This is a genomic window from Deinococcus aerius, assembly GCF_002897375.1.
GTDB classification, from domain to species: domain Bacteria; phylum Deinococcota; class Deinococci; order Deinococcales; family Deinococcaceae; genus Deinococcus; species Deinococcus aerius.
On sequence record NZ_BFAG01000007.1, the window covers coordinates 179,024 to 200,753 of the forward strand.

Below are 21,730 nucleotides of genomic sequence, written 5' to 3' on the forward strand. Positions count from 1 at the left end.
CCCCGCATGACCCGCACCATCTGGAGAATCGGCCAAGAAGACAGCCCCAGCCCTGAGTTGCCCGACAACTACAAGGCGCCCCTCGCCTTCCCCGGCGTGACGTGGACGGTGGGCGGGGAGGGCAACGTCTGGCCGCTCTACCAGGCGAGCGAGGCGGACCCCGAGGCGAACTACCAGGCGCAGTCGCGGGTCGTCCATTTCGAGCTGCCGTCCGTGGACGCGCCCGCCTACGAGCTGATCATCGACTACCTCGTCATCGCGCCGCGCGTCCCGCACCTGTCGCTGGACCTGAACGGCGCGCGGGGGCGGGTGTTCCTCGACCCCAAGCCGTCCGTGAGCGGCGAAATTCGGCTGCTGCCCGGGCTGCATACGACGATCTACGCGGACGGACGGGTGCGGGTCGCTTTAGATGCTGCTCTCCTGCGGCCCGGTGCCAACACCCTCACCCTCACCGTGGTCGATGGGGGAGAGGTGGTGAGGGTCGAGAACCCCGAGCGGGTGGCGCGGCTCGACCGCATGGCGAACGGGGCGGGGATCATCTACCAGTACCTGGCCTTGAGGGCGCTGGATGAGCGGCCCGCACCGGACCTGACGTTGAAAACAACCGTGCTGTACCGCTGTCACGAGGGTCAACTTCGGGCCCGGGTGGACGGGGTGCTGCACGGCCCGGCGCCGCACGGGCTGACCGTCCTCCTGGGCGGGGAGCGGCACGAGTGGCCCGCCGAACCGGCCCCGTTCGGGGACCTTCCGTTCAGCGTCTGGATTCCTGACGGGGAGCGGCCCATCCAGTATTCCGCCGAGCATGGCCCCTCCACCTGGACCGGCACCCTGACCCGCAAGCGCAAGTGGACGGTGTACGTCTCCGCGCATTCCCACACCGACATCGGCTACACGCACCGGCAGGAGGAGGTGGCCGAGCGCCACAGCCGCAACCTGGACACGGCCATCGCCTTTCTGGAGGCCGGGCAGCCCAACTTTACGTACCACCTCGATTGCGGTTGGGTGCTGGAGGATTACCTGGCGACGCGAGCTGAGGGGCAATTGGAGCGGCTACGCCATTGGGTGCGGGCCGGGCGCATCAATCTGGTGAGCAACTACGCGGACCTGCTGACCCAGTTCGCCGGGCTGGAGGACCTGATCCGCAACGCCAGCTTCAGCAATGCCTTTCTGGCCCCACTGGGCAAACGGGCGGAGCTGTGCGCGGTCGTTGACGTGGCCTCGGTCACCGCGAGTTACCCGGACCTGCTGGCGGGGGCGGGGGTCCGTTACCTCGTCCACGCCAACAACCAGGACCGCGGGCCGTTCCGGGTGAACGGCAACCTGCACCGCGCCAGTCCCTTCTGGTGGGAGGGACCAGCGGGCGGACGGGTCCTGACCTGGCTCGCCAAGATGTACTGCGAGTTGCGGAAGGTGTGTGGCAGCCCCCCTGGCCTCAGTGCCGCCGAGCGTGGCCTGACCCTGTGGCTGGAGGAGTTCGATCGCCCCGACTACGCGCCGGACTGCGTGCTGCTGTACGGTCAGGAGGCCGACAACACCGACCTCGACCCGCAGCCGAACCGCTTTATCGGCGAGTGGAACGCGGCGTACGCCTACCCGCGCCTCGTGGCCGCCGACCCGGCCGATTTCTTCCGGGAGGCGGAACGGTGCGGGGACCGCCTGCCCGTCCTGCGCGGCGACGGGGGCGCGTACTGGGAGGACGGCGTGCTCACCAGCCTGGCCGAAACCATTCAGGCCCGGGACGCGCAGGCCCGGCTGCCTGCCGCCGAGACGCTGGGCACCCTCGCCGCGATCCATGATCCCAGGTTGCGCCCGAACGAGGCCCTGTACGCCGATGCCTGGCGCGACCTGCTGCTCTACGACGAACACACCTGGGGTGCCTTCCTGAGCGTCACGGACCCCGAAGCCCGCCTCGCCCGCGACCAGTGGGAGGTGAAGGCGGCTTTTGCGCAGCGCGCACACCTCGCCGCCCGCCAGGCCCTGCACGCCGGAGCCAGCCGCCACAGCCTCCAGTGGAACACCGAGGGGCGCGAGGTCGTCGTCTATAACCCCCACAACTGGACCGTCCAGGGCGAGTGCAGTGTCGAGGTGGCGAATGGGGAGGCGCCGCACGACTCCCTGACCGGCGAGCCCATCCCCTTCCGAGTTCTCGAAACGCATCCCACCCAGCGCGTCATCGCCTTCCATGCCACGCTGCCCGGCCTGTCGTATCGGCGCTTTCCCCTCCGGCGGGAGACAAATCCCACCCCCACCGTTCATCAGGACGTGACCCGGGAACACCAGGTCGAACTCCGCAGCGACCACTACACGCTCACCTTCGACCTGACGCTGGGCCAGGCCACGGCCCTTGTCGAGCACGCCACCGGTCAGCAACTGCTCGCCCCCGGCGGCGCGGGCGGGCTGGTGTACGTGCGCGGCGGGGAGGGCAGCCGCATCCTGAGCAACCAGGCCGACCTGCCCCCTGCCAATTTGGATGAGGACGAGCGCTTCGACCTGATCCACGCTGAGCGCATCACCGACGCGCTGGGCGACACCCTGCATCTGCGGTCGGACGTGTCCCAGGGCCAGCTCGACCTGACCGTCCATCTGCCCGCCCGCCAGAACCGGGTGGACTTCCACTACACCTACGACAAGGCCGTGACCTCTGCCCGCGAGGCCGCCTATGTCCGCTTCGACCTGGACCTCCCGGACGCCCGCGTGCTGTCCGACTCGCAGCTCGGCTGGACGGACTGGGACGCCGACCGCCTGCCCGGCGCCTGCGTCGAGTGGCTGCCCCTCCAGACGGGCGTGCTGCTGGAATCGGAGCGCACCCGCGTCTTCCTCGCCAGCCCTGACATTCCCCTGTTCACGTCCGGCGACATCGTGCGGGGCACCTGGCCGAAAACGCGCGAGATTCGCGGGGGTCGCGTCTACGGCTATCTGCTCAGCAACTACTGGCACACCAACTACCAGGCTCGGCAGGGCGGCCCCCTCACCTTCCGCTACAGCCTGACGAGTGGCCCCGACCTCACCCGCGAGGCGGCGGGCCGGACCGGGCGGGAGGCGCGGCGGGGGCTATACGCGCACCGCATCAGCTTCCAGGATTTCCGCACGCCGGGCGGGCCGTACACCGATCCGGCGGGAGGAGTTCTGGCCGAGGTCAGTGACAACGTAACCCTCAGCGTCCTTAAACCCGCACAGGACGGGCGCGGCGTGATCTTGCGGGTTCAGGACCTGCGAGGAACGGCGCAACAGGCGTCCGTCCGCTTTCCGCCCCGCCGCCTCGCCCGCGCCGCCCTCACCGACCTGCTGGAGACCGACCTCACGCCCCTCCCCGTATCCGGCGACGCGGTGCATTTTCCCGTCCCGGCCTGGGGCCTCGCTGCCATCCGCGTCGAATTCGAGCCGCCTTTCCCCCTGGAGGAACAGCGATGAAGCCCGTCTTCAACACTGCCAACTTCGCCTTCCGGCAGGTGAACTACCGCGCCACCGGCGACTGGGGCCAGGCCTGCCGCACCAGCCGCGAACACTTCGCCCCGGTCGAGACCTTCGAAGCCCGCTTCGACGAGCTGCTGGGCGAGGTGGACGCCCTGGGGTTCAGGGACATCGAGCTGTGGCACTTCCACCTGCACCAGAACTGGTGGACGCCGGAGCACGTTGAGATCGCGCTGGACACGGCCGGGCGGCGCGGCATGCGTTTCGTCGCGTACTGCGGCGGCTTTGGGGACGACCTGCCCGAGTTCGAGCGGACGCTGGGACTGGTCAGGGCGCTGGACATCCCCCTGCTGGCCGGAAACAGCCGCGTGTTCCGCGAGCAGCGGGCCGAGTTCGTCGCCCGGCTGCGTGACCTCGGTGTGCGCTTCGGTTACGAGAACCACCCCGAGAAGACGCCGCAGGAGCTGCTGGACCGCACCGGACCGGACGAGGGCGGCCTGGTCGGCGTGACCGTCGATACCGGCTGGTTCGGCACTCAGGGCTACCCCGCCGACGAGGCCGTCCGTGAACTCGGCGAGCGGGTCATCCATGTTCACCTCAAGGACGTGCGAGAGGTGGGCAGGCATGACACCGTCGGCTACGGACAGGGTGTGGTGCCGGTACGCGAGGTGGTCGAGGCCCTTTCATACATGGGCTATGGCGGCTACCTCAGCGTCGAGCACGAGCCGGAACAGTTCGACCCGACCGATGACCTGCTGGAATCCCTGCGCCAACTCCGGTCGTGGCTGGTACCCCACGGGCAGGGGGCGAGGCCATGAAACCCGTGAAGATCGCCATCGTCGGCACGGGCGTGATCGCCACCCCGTACGCGAAGGCCATGCGCGCCTACCCCGGCCTGGAGCTGTACGGCTGCTTCGACCTCGACCGGGAGCGTGCCCGCGACTATGCCAGTCAGCACGGCTGCCGCGCCTTCGACTCGCTGGAGGACCTGCTCGCCGACCCCGAGGTGGAGCTGGTCGTCAATCTCACCGTGTTCCCCGCGCACTACGCGGTCACGCGGCAGGCGCTGGAGGCGGGCAAGCACGTGTACAGCGAGAAACCGCTGGCGGGCAGCAGCGAGCAGGCGCAGGAGTTGGTGGCCCTGGCCCGGGAGCGCGGCGCGCGTCTGGGCTGCGCGCCCGCCACATTCCTGGGCGAGGCGCAGCAGCGCGCCCTGCGGGAGCTGCGGGCGGGACTCATCGGCCCGGTCCGCGTCATCTACGCCGAGGCGAACCACGGCCGCATCGAGACGTGGCACCCGGTGCCGGACAGCTTCTATCAGGTGGGACCGCTCCGTGACGTGGGCGTGTACCCGCTGGGCATTGTCACCAGCATCTTCGGCCCGGCCTCCCGAGTGTGGGCTTACGGAAAGACGGTCAAACCCGAGAGGCTCACCAAGCGTGGCGTGCCCTTCCAGGCGACCGAGAACGACTTCTACGTCGCGGTCGTGGAACTCGCCAGCGGCCCGGTGCTGCGCCTCACCACGTCCTTTTACACGACCGACAAGGGCAAACAGAGCGGCATCGAGTTCCAGGGCGACGACGGGCAACTGTACCTGGGGAGCTGGATGGCGCCCCGTGCAAGCATCGAGACCGCCCGCTTCGGCTCCGAGTACGAACCGCTCCCGGACTACACGCCCGCCGAACAGAGCTTCAACTGGGCTGCCCCGCTCGACGACCTTGCCCGCGCGCTGCGCGAGAACCGCCCCCACCGCGTGACCGGCGAGCAGGCCGCGCACATCGTCGAGATTCTGGAAGCCGCACATCTGTCGATCCGGCAGGGGGGGATGGTGCCCCTGGGCACCACCTTCACGCCCGCCGAGCCGGTCGAAGCCCAGCCCGCCTGATCCCTCAGAAATGAGCCCTGCCGTGACCAGTTCCCCCCTCCTCCAGCCCTCGCGCGCCTTCCGCCACTCTCTTCCCCACACTCTGAAGGACCGGACATGATCGAGGTGCTGCCCGGCGTGTTCCGCCATACCGGCTCCGCCCAGGTGTACGCGGTGTGCGACGGGGACAGCGCCGTGCTGGTGAACATCGGGGACGGCAGCGTCCTCGACGACCTGCCGCCTCGGGTCCGGCGGGTGCGCGCGGTGCTGCTCACCCACCATCACCGGGACGTGGCGGCGGGCGCGGCGCGGGCCGTCCGGGCGGGCATCCCCGTCTACGCCCCGGAGGGCGAGCGGGCCAGCCTGCACGACCCCCAGCGCTACCTCTCGCTCGCGGACGCCCGCAACAACTACGACGCGCGCCCCCATATCTGGACCGTGCCGGACGCGGCGGTGACGCTGCCGCTGCGCGAGTACCGGACCTACCGCTTCGGGCGGCTGCGCTTCACCCTGCGGCCCACGCCCGGCCAGACGCCCGGCGCGGCGTCGTTCCTGCTCAAGTTCCGCCGCATGACCCTGGCCTTTACCGGCGACCTGCTGTACGCGCCGGGCCAGATCAGCCGCCTCGCTTCCACCCAGTGGACCTACCACGGCGGCGAGGGCATCGCGGGCACCATCCTGTCGCTGCTCGACCTGGCCGACCAGTCGCCCACGCACATCCTGCCCTCGCACGGGGAGATCATGGGCGCGGGGGCGCTGCGCCAGACCGCCGAGGCGCTGTGGCCGCTGCTGCTGCTGCGCCGCCACAACCTGCGGCTCTTCGAGCTGCGCGCCGAGCCGTACGCCGAGCTGCGCCCGTGGCTGCTCTGGAACCGCACCAGCCTGGCGAACCTGTACGTCCTGCGCTCGGAAAGTGGGCGCGCCCTGATGATCGACTTCGGGTACGACTTCTGCTTCGGGCAGGCGAGCGGCACCGACCGCGAGTCGCGCCGCCCCTGGCTGTACACCATTCCCGCGCTGTTCGAGAGGTACGGGGTGAAGGGCATCGACGCCGTGATCCCCACCCACTACCACGACGACCACGTGGCAGGCATCCCGCTGCTGCGCGAGGTGTACGGGGCGGAATTGTGGGCGCCGGAGAACGTGGCGGGCGTCCTCGCCGAGCCCCAGGCGTTCCGGTTGCCCTGCCTGTGGTTCGAGCCGATGGAGGCCGACCGCCGCCTGCCGCTCGGCCAGCCCTTCGAATGGGAGGAGTTCCGCATCACGCCCTTTGAAGTCACCGGCCACGCCCGCTACGCCAGCGCCCTGCTCGTGGAGGCGCACGGGGAACGGGTGCTCTTCGGCGGGGACCAGTATGCGGACCCTGACGGATTGGGCCTGAACTACACCTACCCCAACCTCTTCTGCGAGGACGACTATGTCCGCAGCGCCGAACTCTACGCGCGGCTGCGCCCGGACCTGATCCTCGGAGGTCATAACGGTCCCATCAAGCCCAGCCCGGAGTATTTCGACGAGCTGCTCGCGCGGGGCCGGGCGCTGCAAACCCTCCACGCCGCCCTCCAGCCCCCCTCCGCCCGCATGGTGATGCACGCCGAGCCGATCAGCGTGCCGAGCGGGAGTCCGGTGACCCTGACGGTCGAGAATCCCACCGACGCCCCCTTCGAGGGAGAACTCCACGTGTACGGCCGCGCGACGGAGGCCGCCTGCCTGCCCCTGCGGATTCCGCCCTCCTCCCGCCTCACCCTGCCCTTCAGCCCTAGTGGGCCGCAGGGCGCCCGCATCCACTTCGAGCTGCGCGGGGCTCCCGGCGAGCCCTGCCAGTTCGCCCACGCCACCATCGACCATCCCCCCTACGGCAACAGCCTCTATGGTGACAGCTATGCCTCCTGAACGGCGCGGCATCCTCGAAGCGTTCTACGGCCGTCCCTGGTCCTGGCAGGAGCGGCACGACATGGTGGACTTCATGCACAGGGTGGGCTTCAACGCCTACGTCTACGCGCCAAAAAACGATCCCGTCCACCGTAACCGCTGGCGGGAGCCGTACACGAACGTGGAGTGGGCGCAGTTCGGGCGGCTGGCCCGGCACGCCCGGGACGTGGGCGTGGAATTCATCTTCGGGCTCAGCGCCCTGAAGTTCAGCTACACCAACCCCGCCCACCTGATGACGCTGCGTTCCAAGCTGCGGGAGGCCAAGGCGCGCGGCATCCGCTCGTTCGCGCTGATGCTCGACGACCTGCCCAAGAACTTCTCGCACAGCGAGGACGTCACCGTCTTTCCCGACCTGGCCCGCGCCCAGGCCTGGCTGGTGAACGAACTCGTGCAGGACCTGGACCCGGACGGCGAATTCTACTTCTGTCCCACCCAGTACTTCGGGAGCGGCAACTCCACGTACCTGTGGGCGCTGGGGGCCAGCCTCACGCCCCGCGCGCAGGTCTTCTGGACCGGGCGCAAGGAGTGCAGCCCCACGATCACCGCCGCCGATCTCGGGCGGGTGTCGGACGTGCTGCGCCGCAAGGTCGTGATCTGGGACAACTTCCCGGTGAACGACCTCGACATGCAGCACGACCTGCACGTGGCGCCGCTGGTGGGCCGCGCGCCGGAGCTGCCGGAGGTGGCCGGGGGCTACTTCGCGGCGGCGGGCGCCCTGTCGGCCACCAGCCGCATCGCCCTGCGGACCACGGCGGCGTACCTGCGCGACCCGTACGGGTACAACCCGGTCGCCGCCTTCCGGGACGCGGTCCGGGTCAGCACCGCCAGTTCCCAGGAGGCCGCGGCGGTCGCCTTCCTCGCCGACCTCGCCCGCCGTCACCCGCTGGTGAGCCGCAGCAGCGTCCTGTACCACTCGCTGTGGCCCGCCATCGACGCCTTCTGGGCGGCACGCGGCGGTCCCCCCGAGGAGGCCGGGCCGGACGTTCCGGGCCGCCCCGCCATGAGCGACGTTCCGCCGGACGAGCGGCCCCTGCGCCAGATCGTGCGGGACATGGAACTGCACGCCTACACGCTCTTCCGGTTGCAAGACCCCGTCCTGCGCCGCAATCTCGCCCCCTGGACCGCCAAGCTCGCGGGCTGGGCGCGGGTGGCGAAGTACGCGCTGGGCGCCCTGGACAACCCGGGGGACGCCCGCGCCCGCGAGTACGTGCTGGAGGAGATTCCCCTGGTGCGCGAGAACTTCCACTGGGTCGCCGGGGACACCTTCGACACCTTCGCCCGCCGCTGCGTCTGGAGCGCGGAGCGGGCGAGCGAGCGGGCGAGTGAGCCGGGTCAGCCGGTTCGGGAGACGGCGTGACCGCCCGTTCCACCTCCCTCGCCGATATTGGCCGCCCGATTGCCGAGCGCACCGTCATCGGCAACGGCAGTCCCATCGGTCTGCTCGGCTCCAGCACCGCCTACAAGCAGGTCTGGGCGCGCGACTCCATGATCTGCTCTCTGGGTCTGATGCTCTGCGCGGACCCCGAGGGACCCGAGATCGCCCGGCGGTCCATCCGCACCCTCGCCGCCTACCAGTCGCGGCTGGGCAACATTCCCCACAACGTCGGCTTCACCGGCATTCCCGACCCGGCACTCATCGCTCACGGCGGGGCACTGCACGTGGGCGAGGACGCGCCAAAGGTCGTGGTAGATACGGCCCACGCGGGCTGCATCGACAACAGCCTGTGGTTCATCCTGGGCAACGACTACGTCCACCGCACGGACGGGGACACCGGGCGCCTGCGCCAGATGTGGCCCCACCTGCGCCGCGCCTACACCTGGCTGGAATACCAGGACAGCAACGAGTGCGGCCTGCTGGAGGTCCACGAGGCGATGGACTGGGCCGACCTCTTCGCCAACCGCTACAACAGCCTGTGGCCCAACGCCCTGTGGTTCGCCGCGCAGCGCTCCATGGCGGCGATGAGCGAGGCCCTGGGGGAGGATGGCAGCCCTTACCGGGCGCGGGCCGAGGACATCCGCTTCAAGCTCAACACGCTGCTGTGGCTCGGCCCGGAGGTCGAAAAGGATATGACCTGGGTGGAGAACCACCGCAAGGAGTGGCTCTACCCCATCCGCCTGACGACCACCGTGCTGCAGGAGCGCCCCTACTACCTGCCCTACATGGCCTTCCGCGACTACGAGGACCGCTTCGACACCTTCGGGAACCTCGTCGCCATCCTGTTCGGGCTGGCGAGTGAGGCGCAGGCGAACAAGATTCTCGACTACATCGAGTCCGCCGGGGTGAACGAGCCGTGGCCGGTGAAAGCGATCTACCCGCCCGTGCAGCCCGGGGACAAGGACTGGCGGGAGTATTACCGCCTGCGGAACCTGAACCTGCCCGACCAGTACCACAACGGCGGCATCTGGCCCATGATCGGCGGGTTCTACGTGGCGGCCCTGGTCAAAGCCGGACGCCTGGACGAGGCGGCGCGGCAACTGGGGCGCCTGGCCGAGATGAACCGTCTCTCCCGCACGCCGGGCCTGGAATGGGACTTCAACGAGTGGCACCACGGGCGCAGCGGGCGGCCCAGCGGCTTCCGCGGCCAGAGCTGGTCGGCAGCGATGTTCATCTACGCGCACGAATGTGTTCAGCAGGGCTTCTGCCCGGTCTTCAATGCGGGGGAGGGCTGGTGACGGCGGGCGGACTCAGCGAACAGCTCGCCCGGGAGGCGCGCGACCTGTACGCGCGGGGCCTGACGACTTCTACTGGCGGCAACCTCAGCCACCGGGACGGAACGGGCTTCCGGGTCAGCGCGACGAATACGGCCTTTGCCCGGCAGCTTTCCGAGGACTTCACCCTGTGCGGTTCCGAAGGGGAGCAGGTGAGCGGCCCGAAGCCCTCCAAGGAGGCTGCCTTTCACGCCGCCATCTACCGGGCGCGTCCCGACGTGAACGCCGTGCTGCACCTGCACGCCACGGACTCGCTCACCCTGTCCTGCCTGGCTGCGCCCACGGAGGAGGGCAATGTGCTGCCGGTCCATTCCAGCTACGCGGTCACCCGGGTCGGACGGGTGCCGCTGCTGCCGTACCTCCCGCCGGGTGGGGCCGACCTCGCCGCCGCGGTCGGCCGGGCCTGCCGGAACGTAAGCGCCGTGCTCCTGCAAAACCACGGGGTCATCACCTGGGGCGGGAGTCTCGCCGAGGCGCGCGACATCCTGGAGGAATTGGAGCAGAACGCCCGGGTGTGGCTCGCCTCGCGCGGGCAGGCGCGGGTGCTGAGCGATGAGGAACTGGCGGAGGCGAACGCCCGCGCCACGCATGGCGCCCCCATCGCCCCGGGGGAGCAGCGGCCCCGCCTGCTTCCCGGCCTTCGGGGGTGGGGACCATGATGCCGAGATTGGGCATTGTCGCCGACGACATCACCGGGGCCGGGGACATCGGCGGGCTGCTCGCGGGGCACGGCTACGCCGTCCGCATCCTCTCGCAGGGCGCCGACTGGGAGGGCCTGTGTGCCCGATTGGCCCAGGAACGGACGGACGCGCTAATCATCGACACGGACTCTCGCTTCCTGCCGCCAGATGCCGCACGGGAGCGGGTGGAGCGGGCCACCCGTGCCCTGATGGCGACCGGGTGCGGCGCCTACTGGAAAAAGACCTGCTCGGTCTTCCGGGGCAACGTCGGCGCGGAGTTCGACGCGATGCTGGGGACGCTGGGCGAGAACTTCGGGGTTGCGGTCGCCGCCTTTCCCAAGAATGGGCGCACAACTCTGCATGGCGACCACTTCGTGCGGGGCGTGCCCCTCCCCGACACCGAGTTCGGGCAGGACCCGGTGCATCCGCGGCGAGAGGTCAATCTGGTGCGGGACCTGGGCACCCAAACGCCGCACCGTGTCATCAACCTCCCCATCGAGACCGTGCGCGAGGGAGTGCGGGCCGTGCGGACCCGCCGCGAGGAGCTGGAGCGGGAGGGCGTGCGGTACGTGCTGGCGGACGCGGAGACACAGAGCGACCTCCGGGTGCTTGCGGAAGCGTTGTCGGGGGAACGGGTGTTCCTCGGCTCCAGTGGCCTGGCGGAGGAATTGCCCGCCGTGTGGCCGCCCGTGGAGCCCTTCGACCCGCTGTCCGGTGCCCGCTGGACCCATCCCCGGCAGGTCGTGATGATCGCCGGATCGGTCATGCCGCAGAGCCGCGCGCAGGTGGAGCATTACGCGGCGCGCGGCGGGACGGTGCATGAACTGGATGTGGACCTCGCCCTGCGCGACCCGGAGCGGGCCAGCCGATTACTTGCCGACCTCGCCCTCGGCACGCTGCACACGCACGACACGGTCCTGCTCCGTTCTCCCAACTCGCCGGAGCAGGTGGAGGCGGCCCGCGAGGTGGGCGCCGCGCTCGGCCTGCACGGCATCGAGGTCAGCCAGCGCGTCTCGGGCGTTCTGGCCGAGGCCGCGCGGATCACGGCGTGCGAGGCGGGCACCCAGAAACTCGTCGCGCTGGGCGGGGACACCTCGGCGGCCCTGACCCGGGCGCTGGGGGTCACGCACACGGTCGTCGTCCAGGAACTCGCGCCCGGTCTGCCCAGCACCTACGCGCCCGACGAGGGTTTGCTGCTTGTCTTAAAGAGTGGATCGTTCGGTCCGCCCGATTTTCTAGCGCTCGCCATAGACCACCTCCAACGCGCGCACGGGGAGCAGGCGTGACCCGGGTACTGACCTTCGGAGGTGCCGTCATCGACTTCGTCCGCAGTGGGGACCACTGGCAGGCCCGGGCGGGCGGCAGCGCCTGGAACACCGCGCGGGTGCTGGTGGCGCTGGGTCAGCCCACCGCCTTCGTCGGGGCGCTGGGGGACGATCCTTTTGCCGAGGGGCTGTGGACGGAGGCGGAGGCCCACGGCCTCGACCTGAGCCTCATCCAGCGGGTAAAGGCGCACACGGCCCTCTCCGTCATCCACCGCACTCACCCGGCCCAGTACGCCTTTTACGCGGAGAACGCGGCTGACTCCCAGTTCAGCCGCTGTCCTGAAGACGCCTGGCAAGGGGTGACCGCCGCCTACTTCGGGGGCATCACCCTCATGCGCGACCCGGCCCGCCCGCATTTCCTCGCGCTCGCCCGGAAGGCGCGGGAGCGCGGAATCACAGTCGTCTACGACCCCAACTACCGCCCCCAGCTTGGGGACGCCTACCGAGAGGCGTTTCCGCAATACGTCCCGCTGGCCGACTTCATCAAGGTCAGCGAGGAGGACCTGGCCGGGCTGCTGCCCCACCTCACGCTGGATCAGGCCCTCGCGTGGGTGCGGGCGCTCAACCCCGCCGCCACGGTGCTGCTCACCCTGGGCGCACAGGGCGCTCGCCTGATCGGCCCGGGTTTGGACCTCCATCACCCCGGCTACCGGGTGGACGTGGTCGACACCGTCGGCGCCGGGGACGCCAGCATCGCGGGGCTGCTGTACTCCACCCTTCACGACCCGCAGGCTCCCCCCGCCCGGCATCTCGGCTTCGCGCTCGCCTGCGCCGCCGCCGCCTGCACCCGCCCGGGGGCACACGCCCCCACCCTCACCGAAGTCCGTTCCCTGCTCCAGGAGACCCAGGCATGACGAATTCCCCCGACCGCGCCCTCATCGTTTCCGGCGGCTGGCCCGGCCACCAGCCCCTCAAATTCGCCGAACTCATCGGCGACATGCTCCGCGAGGCTGGCCTGGAGGTCACGGCCAGCGACACCCTCGACGTGCTGGAGGGCGCGGACGACTTGCGGACCTACGCCCTGATCGTGCCCAACTGGACGATGGGCCGGATCAGCGGGGAGCAGAGCAAGAACCTGCGGGCTGCTATTGAAGCCGGGACCGGCCTGGCCGGCTTTCACGGCGGCATGGGCGACGCCTTCCGCGAGGACGCCGACTACCAGTTCATGGTGGGCGGGCAGTTCGTCGCGCATCCCGGGGGTGTCCGCCCGTACCGCGTGGACATGGGGCCTGCGGGGCACGAGATCACCCGCGGGCTGTCCGGCTTCGACATCGAGAGCGAGCAGTATTACCTGCACGTCGATCCCTCCAACACCGTGCTCGCCACGACCACCTTCGACGGCCAGCACGCGCCCTGGACCGCAGGGACCGTCATGCCGGTCGCCTGGGTGCGGCGCTACGGGCAGGGGAGGGTGTTCTACTCGTCCATTGGACATGACCCGCGGGAATGGGAGAACCCTACCGTGGCCGAACTGCACCGCCGCGGCCTGCGGTGGGCGGCCAGGGTCCGGCCGTGAGCCTTCGCTGGGGGTTTCTGGGTGCCTCCCGCATCGGCAACGTGCTCGCACCCGCCATGAAGGCGGCGGGGCAACGGTTGGTCGGCGTCGCGGCCCGAGACCCGGAGCGCGCGGCGGCGTATGCGGGAAAGCACGGCTTCGTTCGGGCACACGACACCTACGAGGCGTTGCTGAACGACCCCGAGATCGACGCCATCTACAACGCGCTGCCCAACGACCTCCATTTCCCCTGGAGCGTAAAGGCCCTCCAGGCTGGAAAGCACGTGCTGTGCGAGAAGCCCTTCATGCTCAACGCGGACGAGGTGCTGCGGGTCATGGAGGTGCAGCGCCAGGCGGGCCGGGTGATCATGGAGGCCTTCGTGTACCGGCACCACCCGCAGTTTGGCCGGGCGCTGGCGGCCATAGCGCGGGGCGAACTGGGGGAATTGCGAACCGCCACCGCCTACTACCGCTTCCGCATGACCAACCCCGGCGACTACCGCTGGAACCCCGCGCGGGGCGGGGGGGCGCTGTACGACGTGGGCTGCTATTGCGTCAGCGCGCTGCGCCTGCTGCTGGGCCGCGAGCCGCGCCGGGTGAGCGCCAGCCTGCACGACGTGGGCGGCATCGACGCCACGCTGGTGGGCTGGCTGGATTTCGGCGGGGGCTTCACCGCCCACTTCGATTGCAGCGTGGAGGCCAGCGGGGGCCAGCACCTCAGCCTGGTGGGGTCAGGGGCCACGCTGAGTCTCGACGTGCCCTACGGCTCGCACCAGCGGACGACGACCTTGCAGATCGGGGAGCAGACGGAAGTGTACGACCCCACCGACCCCTACGAGGCGATGGTCGCCCACTTCGCCGCCGCCGCGCTGGAGGGTGCCGAACTGCGCTGGGGCCTGCCCGACGCGCTGGCCCAGGCGCGGGTGCTGGACGCCCTGTTCGGGAGTGCCCGCACCGGGCGGGTGTTGGAGGTTCCCCAGCCGGAGCCACGGACTTGACCATTCCGCGGGGAATGCCCACCCAGGATGAGACGTTAAGAAAGCACGGGGAAACCCCGCCCTAACGCATAAACAGAAGCTTTACCCTACGGCATGACGGACAATCGCAGCCACCTGGAGGACATCGAGCCCCTCGGCAAGTCGGTCGAGGAGATCGAGCGCGACAGCCAGAACCTGGTCAACCCCCCCGCGCTGGACAGCGGCAATGTCGGGGGCGACGTTGTGGCCGTCCCGCCCATCAACTCCACCGGGACCTGGCCCGGCACGACGGGCCTGGGGGCGAGTACGCCGGAAGTCCCGACAGGACCAGTCCCCCTGCCCGGCCGGGATGAGGAACGGCAGCCGTAGCGTGTTCCTCCGAATCCAGGTGTTCGGGAAAGCGTCACTCCCCCCCTGCTCTCCCCGAGGGGACCACTCCCGGGGGGCTCACGTCAGGGTGAGACAGGGGTGGTGACCGAGGCGAACACCGGGCAGGAAGGGGGGCACGGTTCCGGGAACGCCCCCCGGGTCCTGGGAGTAATCGAGGGCTTTTACGGACGGCCCTGGCAGGCCGGGCAACGCCGCCGCCTGTTCGGGCAGATGGCGGCCTGGGGCATGAACACCTACCTGTATGCCCCAAAGGATGACGCCTGGCACCGGGCGGTGTGGCGCGACCCTTATCCCGAGGCGGAGGAAGTGGCGCTGGCCCAGCTCGTTCAGGCGGCAAATGACGCTGGCGTGCAGTTCGTCTACGCGCTGGCCCCCGGCCTGGACCTGGACTGGGAGGACCCCGCCGACCAATCCGCGCTCCTGACCAAGCTGGGCACCGTCGCCCGCCTCGGGGTGAGGCATTTCGCGCTGCTGTTCGACGACATTCCCCGCACCGCCGACCTGGCCGCCCAGGCGCTGATGCAGGCGAGGGCCGCGAACACGGCCCGGGGGCACCTGGAGGGGCTGGGCGCGCGCGGCCTGTTCCTGTTCTGCCCCACCGAATACTGTGCCCGGCGGGCCGTACCCAGCGTCGGCGAGTCGCCTTACCTGGCGGTCCTGGGCGAGCAGCTTCACCCGGACATCCTGGTGTTCTGGACAGGCCCCGAGGTCATTTCGGTGGACATCACAGCCGCGTCGGTGCGCGAGGTGGCGGGGGTGCTGCGCCGCCGCCCGGTGCTGTGGGACAACCTGCACGCCAACGACTACGCGCCGCGCCGCGTTCACCTGGGTCCCTACGCCGGGCGTCCCCTGGACCTGCGGGCGGAACTGTCGGGCATCCTGACCAACCCGAACAACCAGTTCGAGGTGAACTCCCCCGGCCTCTTCAGCCTGGCGGAATACGGCGTGGCGGAGAGCCACTGGACGCCGGAGGCCTCGCTGGAGCGGGCGCTCGCGGGCTGGCTGGAGCAGTTCAATACCGCCGCAGAGGTGCCCGTGACCGCCAGTGACCTCGCCCTGCTCGCGGACTCGCTGTACCTGCCGCAGCGGGTGGGGCCCAGGGCAATGGCGCTGCACGCGGCGGCCCAGGCCCTGCTCGCCGGGGGCAGCGCTGCCCCCCTTTTCGAGGCGCGCGCCACCTACCGACGGTTGCTGATGGCGCTGGAACGGGGAACGAACCGCGAGCTGCTGTTCGACCTCCACCCGTTCCTGGTCGACCTGATCGAGGAACTGAGCCGACTGCTCAGGGAAGCCGGGCACCTCGACCCCACCGAGGTGAACGGCGTGCCCTTCCGGGGCGGCCTGGCGGAGCGGCTCACCCTGATCCGCTGAACTGTAGACACGGCCAACTGGGCTGGGAGAGGCACCCCTGTCGTCCCGCCGGGTATGGCCCCCTTCGGGGCAGGCGTGCGAAAGGTGCTTCCCGTTGAACACGGCCCGGAAGGCGCCACTCCACGCCCGCGGGGATGCTCAGGGGGGAGGGGCCACGGCGCGCCGTCCACCCCACCGGACCCTCGCCCTCTTCCACTTCAACCCACGGACCAGGACCGTGTGACGGCCTGCGGTGGATTCTCGTAGCTCCGGGAGCCTCCCTGATGGGATGCTGGGGGTCTCCCTCCCCTGGACCAACTTAAAGTTCGCAGAAGACGAAAGATCTCCTCCGGGTATGTTCTCGGCGTATCCTGGGGAAATGGAACTTCGTGACCTTGGTTGGAATTGGACGCGGCATTCCCAGACCACCTCGGGTTGAGGTTCGAGGTGACCGCCCCACCCAACCCCATCGTCTTCGGGCATGATCCGACGCCCGGCATCGTCTCTGTCCATGCCGACCTCGGTGGGAGCGCGCTGGTGTGGCGGCGCACGGGGGAGGGAGTGGTGCTGGAGCGGGCGCGCTTCCGCCCCTGGCTGTACGCGCGTGACCTCTTGGATGTGGAACACCTCGGCGCGCGGCTGGTACGGGACGATGACGGGGCGCCCTTCAGCGTGCAGGAACTGCCCGGCTCGCCCGGCAGCCTGCGCTACCTGCTGGGCGCGCGGGACGGGCGGGCGCTGCGGCGGGCAGTGCTGACCGGCGCCTGCCGCCGCCTGGGCCGCCGGGTCACCAGCCTGCACGACCTGCGCGGGTACTACGGGGTCGGCCCCACCGAGCAGTACCTCATAGCGTCGGGCCGGACCTATTTCGGGGGCATGACCTTCGACGACCCGCACCGCCTCCAGTTCGACTTGGAGACGACCAGCCTGAGCCCCGAGACCGGGCGCATCTTCATGGTCGCCGTGCGCGACAACCGGGGTTTCGAGGCGGTGCTGGAAGTCCGGCGGGCGGCGGGGGAACCGGACCTGATCCTGGAACTGCTGGAGACCATCCAGGAGCGCGACCCGGACGTGATCGAGAACCACAACCTCCACGCCTTCGACCTGCCCTTTCTGATTGGGCGGGCGGGGGTGCACGGGTTGGAGGTGAACCTCGGGCGCCCGGGGGGACCGAGCGGGGTGTGGCGGGTCCAGGACGGGCGCACCTCCCCCCACTGGGCCTGCGCGGGGCGCGAACTGCTGGACACTATCGACGCCGTGCGCCGCCTGGACCTGCCCAGCACGGGGCTCAAGGTCGTCTCGCAACTCTTCGGCATCGCCCCGGAGGGCCGGGTGTACCTGGAGGGGGACCAGATCGCGCAGACGTACCGCACCGACCCCGCCACTGTGCGGCGCTACGCCCTCCAGGACGTGCAGGAGGTGGACGCGCTTGCCCGGCGGGTGCTCGCCCCCTCGTTCGCGCTGGCGAAGATGGCCCCGAGGCCCTACCACCGCCTGCCCTACGCGGGAACCGCCACCGGGATGCTCGAACCCATGATGGTCCGCGCCTACCTGCACGCCGGGCACGCGCTCCCGGCTGACCCGCCCTTCGCGGACGCGCCCCACCAGGGCGGCGCCGTCCACCTCTACGCCGAGGGCGTCCTGCCCCGGGTGGTCAAGGCCGACATCGCCAGCATGTATCCCAGCCTGATCCGCGCCGAGGGGATAGGCCCCGCGTGTGATCCCCTCGGGGTCTTCCTGCACCTGATGAACCACCTCACCGCCCTGCGGCTGCACCACAAGGCCGCCGCGCGGAGGGGCGACCCCGGCGAACACGACGCCATGCAGAGCGCGATGAAGCTCGTCGTGAATTCGGGCTACGGCTACCTGGGGGCCGGAAGGCTCGCCCTCTTCGCCGACCGGGAGGCCGCCGACCGCATCACCCGGCGGGGCCGCGAGGTGCTGGGCCAGGTGGTCCGTGCCCTGCAGGAGCGGGGCGTGACGCTGATCGAGGCGGACACCGACGGCGTGTTCTTCTCCACCCCCGAGGGCTGGACGGAGGCGGACGAGCGGGGGCTCATCGCCGAGGTGGACGCCCTGTTGCCGGACGGGGTGTCGCTGGAGTTCGACGGGCGAGCGAGGGCCATGCTCAGCCACGAGGTCAAGAACTATGCCCTCCTGCGGTACGACGGGCGGCTGGAACTGCGCGGCGCCGCCTTCGAGTCCAGCCGGACGGAGGCGTACGGCCGGGCCTTCCTGCACCGTGCGCTACGGTGTCTGCTGTCCGGCGACGTGCCGGGGGTGCGGGTGGCGTACCTCGACACCCTGCGCGCCCTGGCTGACCACGCCTTTACGAACGCGGACGTGGCGAGCCGGGTGCGCCTGACCAAGACCCCGGAGGCCTATGCAGCCACCCGCTCCGCCCGGCGGGAGGCCGCCTACGAGGCGCTACATGGGCTAGGCCGGACCTGGCGGGCCGGGGAACGGGTGACCCTGTACCACCGGGCGGGCGTCGGTCTGGTGCCGCTCGACACCAACCCGGGGGGCCGGGATTACGACGTGGGCCACTACGCGGCGTGTCTGGTGAGCGCCTACGCCACCCGGCTCCGCAAGGGGCTGCGGCCCGAGGACTACCGCCAACTCTTCGAGGCCGGGGGCCAGCCGGGCCTCTTCGACCAGCCCTTCGAGACCATGCTGCCAATCTGGACACCCGCCGGGTTCAGCGAACGGGAGGTTCGTCCTCCCGCACCAGGATGAGGTCGAGGACGCGGGGGCCGTGAACGCCCTCCACCCGGCTGAGTTCGATGTCCGAGGTCGCGCTCGGCCCGCTGATCCAGGTCAGGGGACGGCCCGCCCGGACGCTGCCCTCCAGCCGCGCGACCGCCTCCGGCACGCTGTCCACCACCTGCGCCTCCCGCACGATGCACACGTGATGATCGGGCACGAGGGTCAGCGCCCGCCGCCCCTGCCCCGGCCCGTGGTCGAGGACGACCGTGCCAGTCTCCGCGATAGCGACTGCCATGCCCGTCACCACCGCGTCGAACGCCGTCAGGTCCGTGACGCCGGGCTCGTCGGGGGTGAAGGATAGGTCGGCGGGCAGCCATTCCGAGGGCAGGTCGGGCGGAATGACCACATGCCCGCTTCCACGAGCCGCCAGAACATTTTGGACGGCCTCCCGCAGCTCCCCCGCGCCCACCCGCACGACATTCGCCCGGTACTCGGCGGCGTGTTCGGCAAACTGCTCGACGACTTCCCCGTGGGGGCGGGAGGAGGGGCGAACGGGGGCGCGGACGAGGGGCTCGGCTTCCCTTGCCCCCACGCGGTTGATGCGCGTCAGGATCTCCAGCCTGGCCTCGGCGCTCACAGGGGCACCCCGTCCTCACGCTGGGGGGCGATGGGCTCGCCCTCGCTCGTCTGCGCGTCGCCGTCGGTTCCCCGCATCTCCGGGGCGGGGCGTTTCCTCCACCATTCGCGGAAGGACTGCGCGGCGATGGGCGGCAGGTCGCGGGACTCGGTCCAGCCCCCCAGCATCCCCGGCAGGGCGTGGATGGCCCCGTTCCTCACCAGCGGTCCCTGCCCCATGCGTGCCAGTTTGATCGCCCCCTCGAAGCGGTGCGGCTCGCTCATCACCCAGGCGGCGGTCTTGAACGCTATCGCCTCGGCACTCAGGGGTTTTTCTTCCGTGATCTTGCCGCGCAGGTACAGCAGCACCTCGGGAATATTGATCTTCACCGGGCAGGCGTCGTAACACGCGCCGCACAGACTGCTCGCCCAGGGCAGGGTGTTCGCATTCTTGTCCTCCAGGTGCAGCAGTTGCGGGGTGAGGATCGCGCCGATGGGGCCGGGGTACACGCTCCCGTAGGCGTGCCCGCCCGCCCGCTCGTACACCGGGCACACGTTCAGGCACGCCGAGCAGCGGATGCAGCGCAGCGTCTGCCGTCCGACCTCGTCCGCCAGCACGTCCGTCCGCCCGTTGTCGAGCAGGACGAGGTGGAATTCCCGCGGCCCGTCGCCCGGCGTGACGCCCGACCAGAAGGAGGTGTAGGGGTTCATGCGCTCGGCGGTGGAGGAGCGCGGCAGGAGGCGCAGGAACACGGCCATGTCCTGCCACGTCGGCAACACCTTCTCCAGGCCCATGACGCTGATGAGCACCTCGGGCATCGTCAGGCACATCCGGCCGTTGCCCTCGGACTCCACGATGCAGACGGTGCCGCTCTCAGCGACCGCGAAGTTGGCGCCCGAGACGGCCACCTTCGTCGTCAGGAACTTTTCGCGCAGGTAGAGACGGGCGGCCTCGGCAAGCTGTTTCGGCTCGTCCGTCAGCCCCTCCGCGCCGAGCTTGCGGCGGAACAGCTCGCGGATTTCGGCCCGGTTGCGGTGGATCGCCGGGACGAGGATGTGGCTGGGGCGGTCCTCGGCGAGTTGCACGATGAGTTCCGCGAGGTCGGTCTCGATGGCGTGGATGCCGCGCTCCGCGAGCCCCGCGTTGAGTTCGATCTCGTCCGTGGTGATGGACTTGACCTTGATGACCTCCCGAGCCCCGTGCGAGGCGGCGATGTCCGCGATGATCCCCCGCGCCTCCGCCGCGTCCCGCGCCCAGTGGACCTGCCCGCCACGGCGCTTGACACTCGCCTCCAGGTCCAGCAGATAGTCGCCCAGATTCGCCAGCACATGGTCCTTGAGGGCCGCGCCCTCGTCCCGCAATTCCTCCCAGTTCGGCAATTCGGAGACGGCCCGGAGCCGCTTTTCCCGGATGGTGGTCGTCGCGTGCCCCAGGTTGCGGCGCATCTGCGCGTTTGCCAGGGTGACCCGGGCGGCCTCCTGAAAGGACTGACGGGGAACGATGCCCCCGGCGCTCACGCGAACACCTCCGCCTCGGTGCTCGCCAGAATCTCGGCGAGGTGGACGGTGCGGGTGCCCGCCTGTAGTCGGCTCAGCCCCCCGCCGATGTGCATCAGGCAGGAGTTGTCGCCCGCCGTGCAGGCCTCCGCCCGCGTGCTCAGGACGCTCTGCACCTTGTCGGCCAGCATGGCGGTGCTCGTCTCCGGGTTCTTCACGCTGAAGGTGCCCCCGAAGCCGCAGCACTGCTCGACGGCGGGGAGTTCGGCGAGTTTCAGGCCGCGGACGTTCCGCAGCAGTCTGAGCGGCGCGTCCCCCACCCGCAGAATCCGCATCGCGTGGCAGGTCTGGTGGTAGGTGACCCGGTGCGGGTAGTACGCCCCCACATCCTCCACCCCGAGATGCCGCACCAGGAATTCGCTGAGTTCGAAGACGCGGGGGGCGAGGGCGTTCACCTCCGCGAGCAGTTCCTCGTCCCCGGCCCATTCCGCCGCTCTCGGGTAGAGGTCGCGGACCATCCCGACGCACGAACCGCTGGGGGCGACGACCACTTCCGCATCCCGGAAGGTTTCGACGAAATGCCGCACCAGCCGCAGGGCGTCCTCCTGATACCCCGAGTTGAAGTGCATCTGGCCGCAGCAGGTCTGCGCCTCATTGAAGCGGACCTCATGGCCGAGACGTTCCAGCAATTTCACCGTCGCCTCCCCTGTGCGGGGAAACATCGCGTCGTTCAGGCAGGTGATGAACAGGTCGATGGTCAAGAACACGCTCCGTTCGGGGGA

Annotated in this window: 17 protein-coding genes; 14 read left to right on the top strand and 3 right to left on the bottom strand. The window is 70.1% G+C overall.

What is annotated here, in order from left to right; translation table 11 throughout:
- The first annotated feature begins 6 nt into the window (after window positions 1-6).
- From DAERI_RS11415 to DAERI_RS11480, 14 genes are all read left to right on the top strand, one after another.
- Complete coding sequence (locus tag DAERI_RS11415) at window positions 7-3,411, top strand: glycoside hydrolase family 38 N-terminal domain-containing protein (protein WP_103129554.1); 3,405 nt, start codon at window positions 7-9, stop codon at window positions 3,409-3,411.
- The gene (locus DAERI_RS11420; protein ID WP_103129555.1) at window positions 3,408-4,229 is read left to right on the top strand and encodes a sugar phosphate isomerase/epimerase family protein; all 822 of its coding nucleotides are present in this window, start codon (window positions 3,408-3,410) and stop codon (window positions 4,227-4,229) included. Before DAERI_RS11415 ends, DAERI_RS11420 begins: the two co-directional genes overlap by 4 nt.
- A complete protein-coding gene (locus DAERI_RS11425) occupies window positions 4,226-5,296 on the top strand; it encodes a Gfo/Idh/MocA family protein (protein WP_103129556.1) in 1,071 nt (356 codons plus the stop codon). The genes DAERI_RS11420 and DAERI_RS11425 overlap by 4 nt, the downstream gene beginning before the upstream one ends.
- Before the next feature lie 96 nt (window positions 5,297-5,392).
- Entirely contained in the window at window positions 5,393-7,165 is a 1,773-nt protein-coding gene (locus DAERI_RS11430) for an MBL fold metallo-hydrolase (RefSeq protein WP_103129557.1), read from the top strand.
- Entirely contained in the window at window positions 7,155-8,561 is a 1,407-nt protein-coding gene (locus DAERI_RS11435) for a beta-N-acetylglucosaminidase domain-containing protein (RefSeq protein WP_165794175.1), read from the top strand. Before DAERI_RS11430 ends, DAERI_RS11435 begins: the two co-directional genes overlap by 11 nt.
- Window positions 8,558-9,877, top strand: coding sequence for an amylo-alpha-1,6-glucosidase (locus DAERI_RS11440; protein WP_235610350.1), 1,320 nt, complete (start codon window positions 8,558-8,560; stop codon window positions 9,875-9,877). Before DAERI_RS11435 ends, DAERI_RS11440 begins: the two co-directional genes overlap by 4 nt.
- The gene (locus DAERI_RS11445; RefSeq protein WP_165794176.1) at window positions 9,874-10,572 is read left to right on the top strand and encodes a class II aldolase/adducin family protein; all 699 of its coding nucleotides are present in this window, start codon (window positions 9,874-9,876) and stop codon (window positions 10,570-10,572) included. The genes DAERI_RS11440 and DAERI_RS11445 overlap by 4 nt, the downstream gene beginning before the upstream one ends.
- Window positions 10,569-11,879 carry a four-carbon acid sugar kinase family protein gene (locus DAERI_RS11450; protein ID WP_133162021.1) on the top strand — a complete coding sequence of 437 codons (1,311 nt, stop codon included), beginning with the start codon at window positions 10,569-10,571 and terminating at the stop codon, window positions 11,877-11,879. The genes DAERI_RS11445 and DAERI_RS11450 overlap by 4 nt, the downstream gene beginning before the upstream one ends.
- Window positions 11,876-12,772, top strand: coding sequence for a carbohydrate kinase family protein (locus tag DAERI_RS11455; RefSeq protein ID WP_165794177.1), 897 nt, complete (start codon window positions 11,876-11,878; stop codon window positions 12,770-12,772). Before DAERI_RS11450 ends, DAERI_RS11455 begins: the two co-directional genes overlap by 4 nt.
- Window positions 12,769-13,434, top strand: a complete 666-nt coding sequence (locus DAERI_RS11460) for a ThuA domain-containing protein (protein ID WP_103129561.1) — start codon at window positions 12,769-12,771, stop codon at window positions 13,432-13,434. The genes DAERI_RS11455 and DAERI_RS11460 overlap by 4 nt, the downstream gene beginning before the upstream one ends.
- Window positions 13,431-14,411, top strand: coding sequence for a Gfo/Idh/MocA family protein (locus DAERI_RS11465; RefSeq protein ID WP_165794178.1), 981 nt, complete (start codon window positions 13,431-13,433; stop codon window positions 14,409-14,411). The genes DAERI_RS11460 and DAERI_RS11465 overlap by 4 nt, the downstream gene beginning before the upstream one ends.
- Before the next feature lie 93 nt (window positions 14,412-14,504).
- A complete protein-coding gene (locus tag DAERI_RS11470) occupies window positions 14,505-14,759 on the top strand; it encodes a hypothetical protein (RefSeq protein ID WP_103129563.1) in 255 nt (84 codons plus the stop codon).
- Window positions 14,760-14,861: 102 nt separating this feature from the next.
- Window positions 14,862-16,151, top strand: a complete 1,290-nt coding sequence (locus DAERI_RS11475) for a beta-N-acetylglucosaminidase domain-containing protein (protein WP_165794179.1) — start codon at window positions 14,862-14,864, stop codon at window positions 16,149-16,151.
- Window positions 16,152-16,577: 426 nt separating this feature from the next.
- Complete coding sequence (locus DAERI_RS11480; protein WP_103129565.1) at window positions 16,578-18,866, top strand: 3'-5' exonuclease; 2,289 nt, start codon at window positions 16,578-16,580, stop codon at window positions 18,864-18,866.
- Here DAERI_RS11480 and DAERI_RS11485 read toward each other — a convergent pair.
- The 3 genes from DAERI_RS11485 to DAERI_RS11495 are packed head-to-tail and all read right to left on the bottom strand — an operon-like array spanning window position 18,829 to window position 21,709.
- Entirely contained in the window at window positions 18,829-19,473 is a 645-nt protein-coding gene (locus tag DAERI_RS11485; protein ID WP_103129566.1) for a LutC/YkgG family protein, read from the bottom strand. The genes DAERI_RS11480 and DAERI_RS11485 overlap by 38 nt on opposite strands.
- Window positions 19,470-20,969: a LutB/LldF family L-lactate oxidation iron-sulfur protein gene (locus DAERI_RS11490; protein WP_201262744.1), complete on the bottom strand. Its 1,500-nt coding sequence runs from the start codon at window positions 20,967-20,969 to the stop codon at window positions 19,470-19,472. Before DAERI_RS11490 ends, DAERI_RS11485 begins: the two co-directional genes overlap by 4 nt.
- Window positions 20,966-21,709: a (Fe-S)-binding protein gene (locus tag DAERI_RS11495; protein ID WP_103129602.1), complete on the bottom strand. Its 744-nt coding sequence runs from the start codon at window positions 21,707-21,709 to the stop codon at window positions 20,966-20,968. Before DAERI_RS11495 ends, DAERI_RS11490 begins: the two co-directional genes overlap by 4 nt.
- Between the last annotated feature and the right edge of the window lie 21 nt (window positions 21,710-21,730).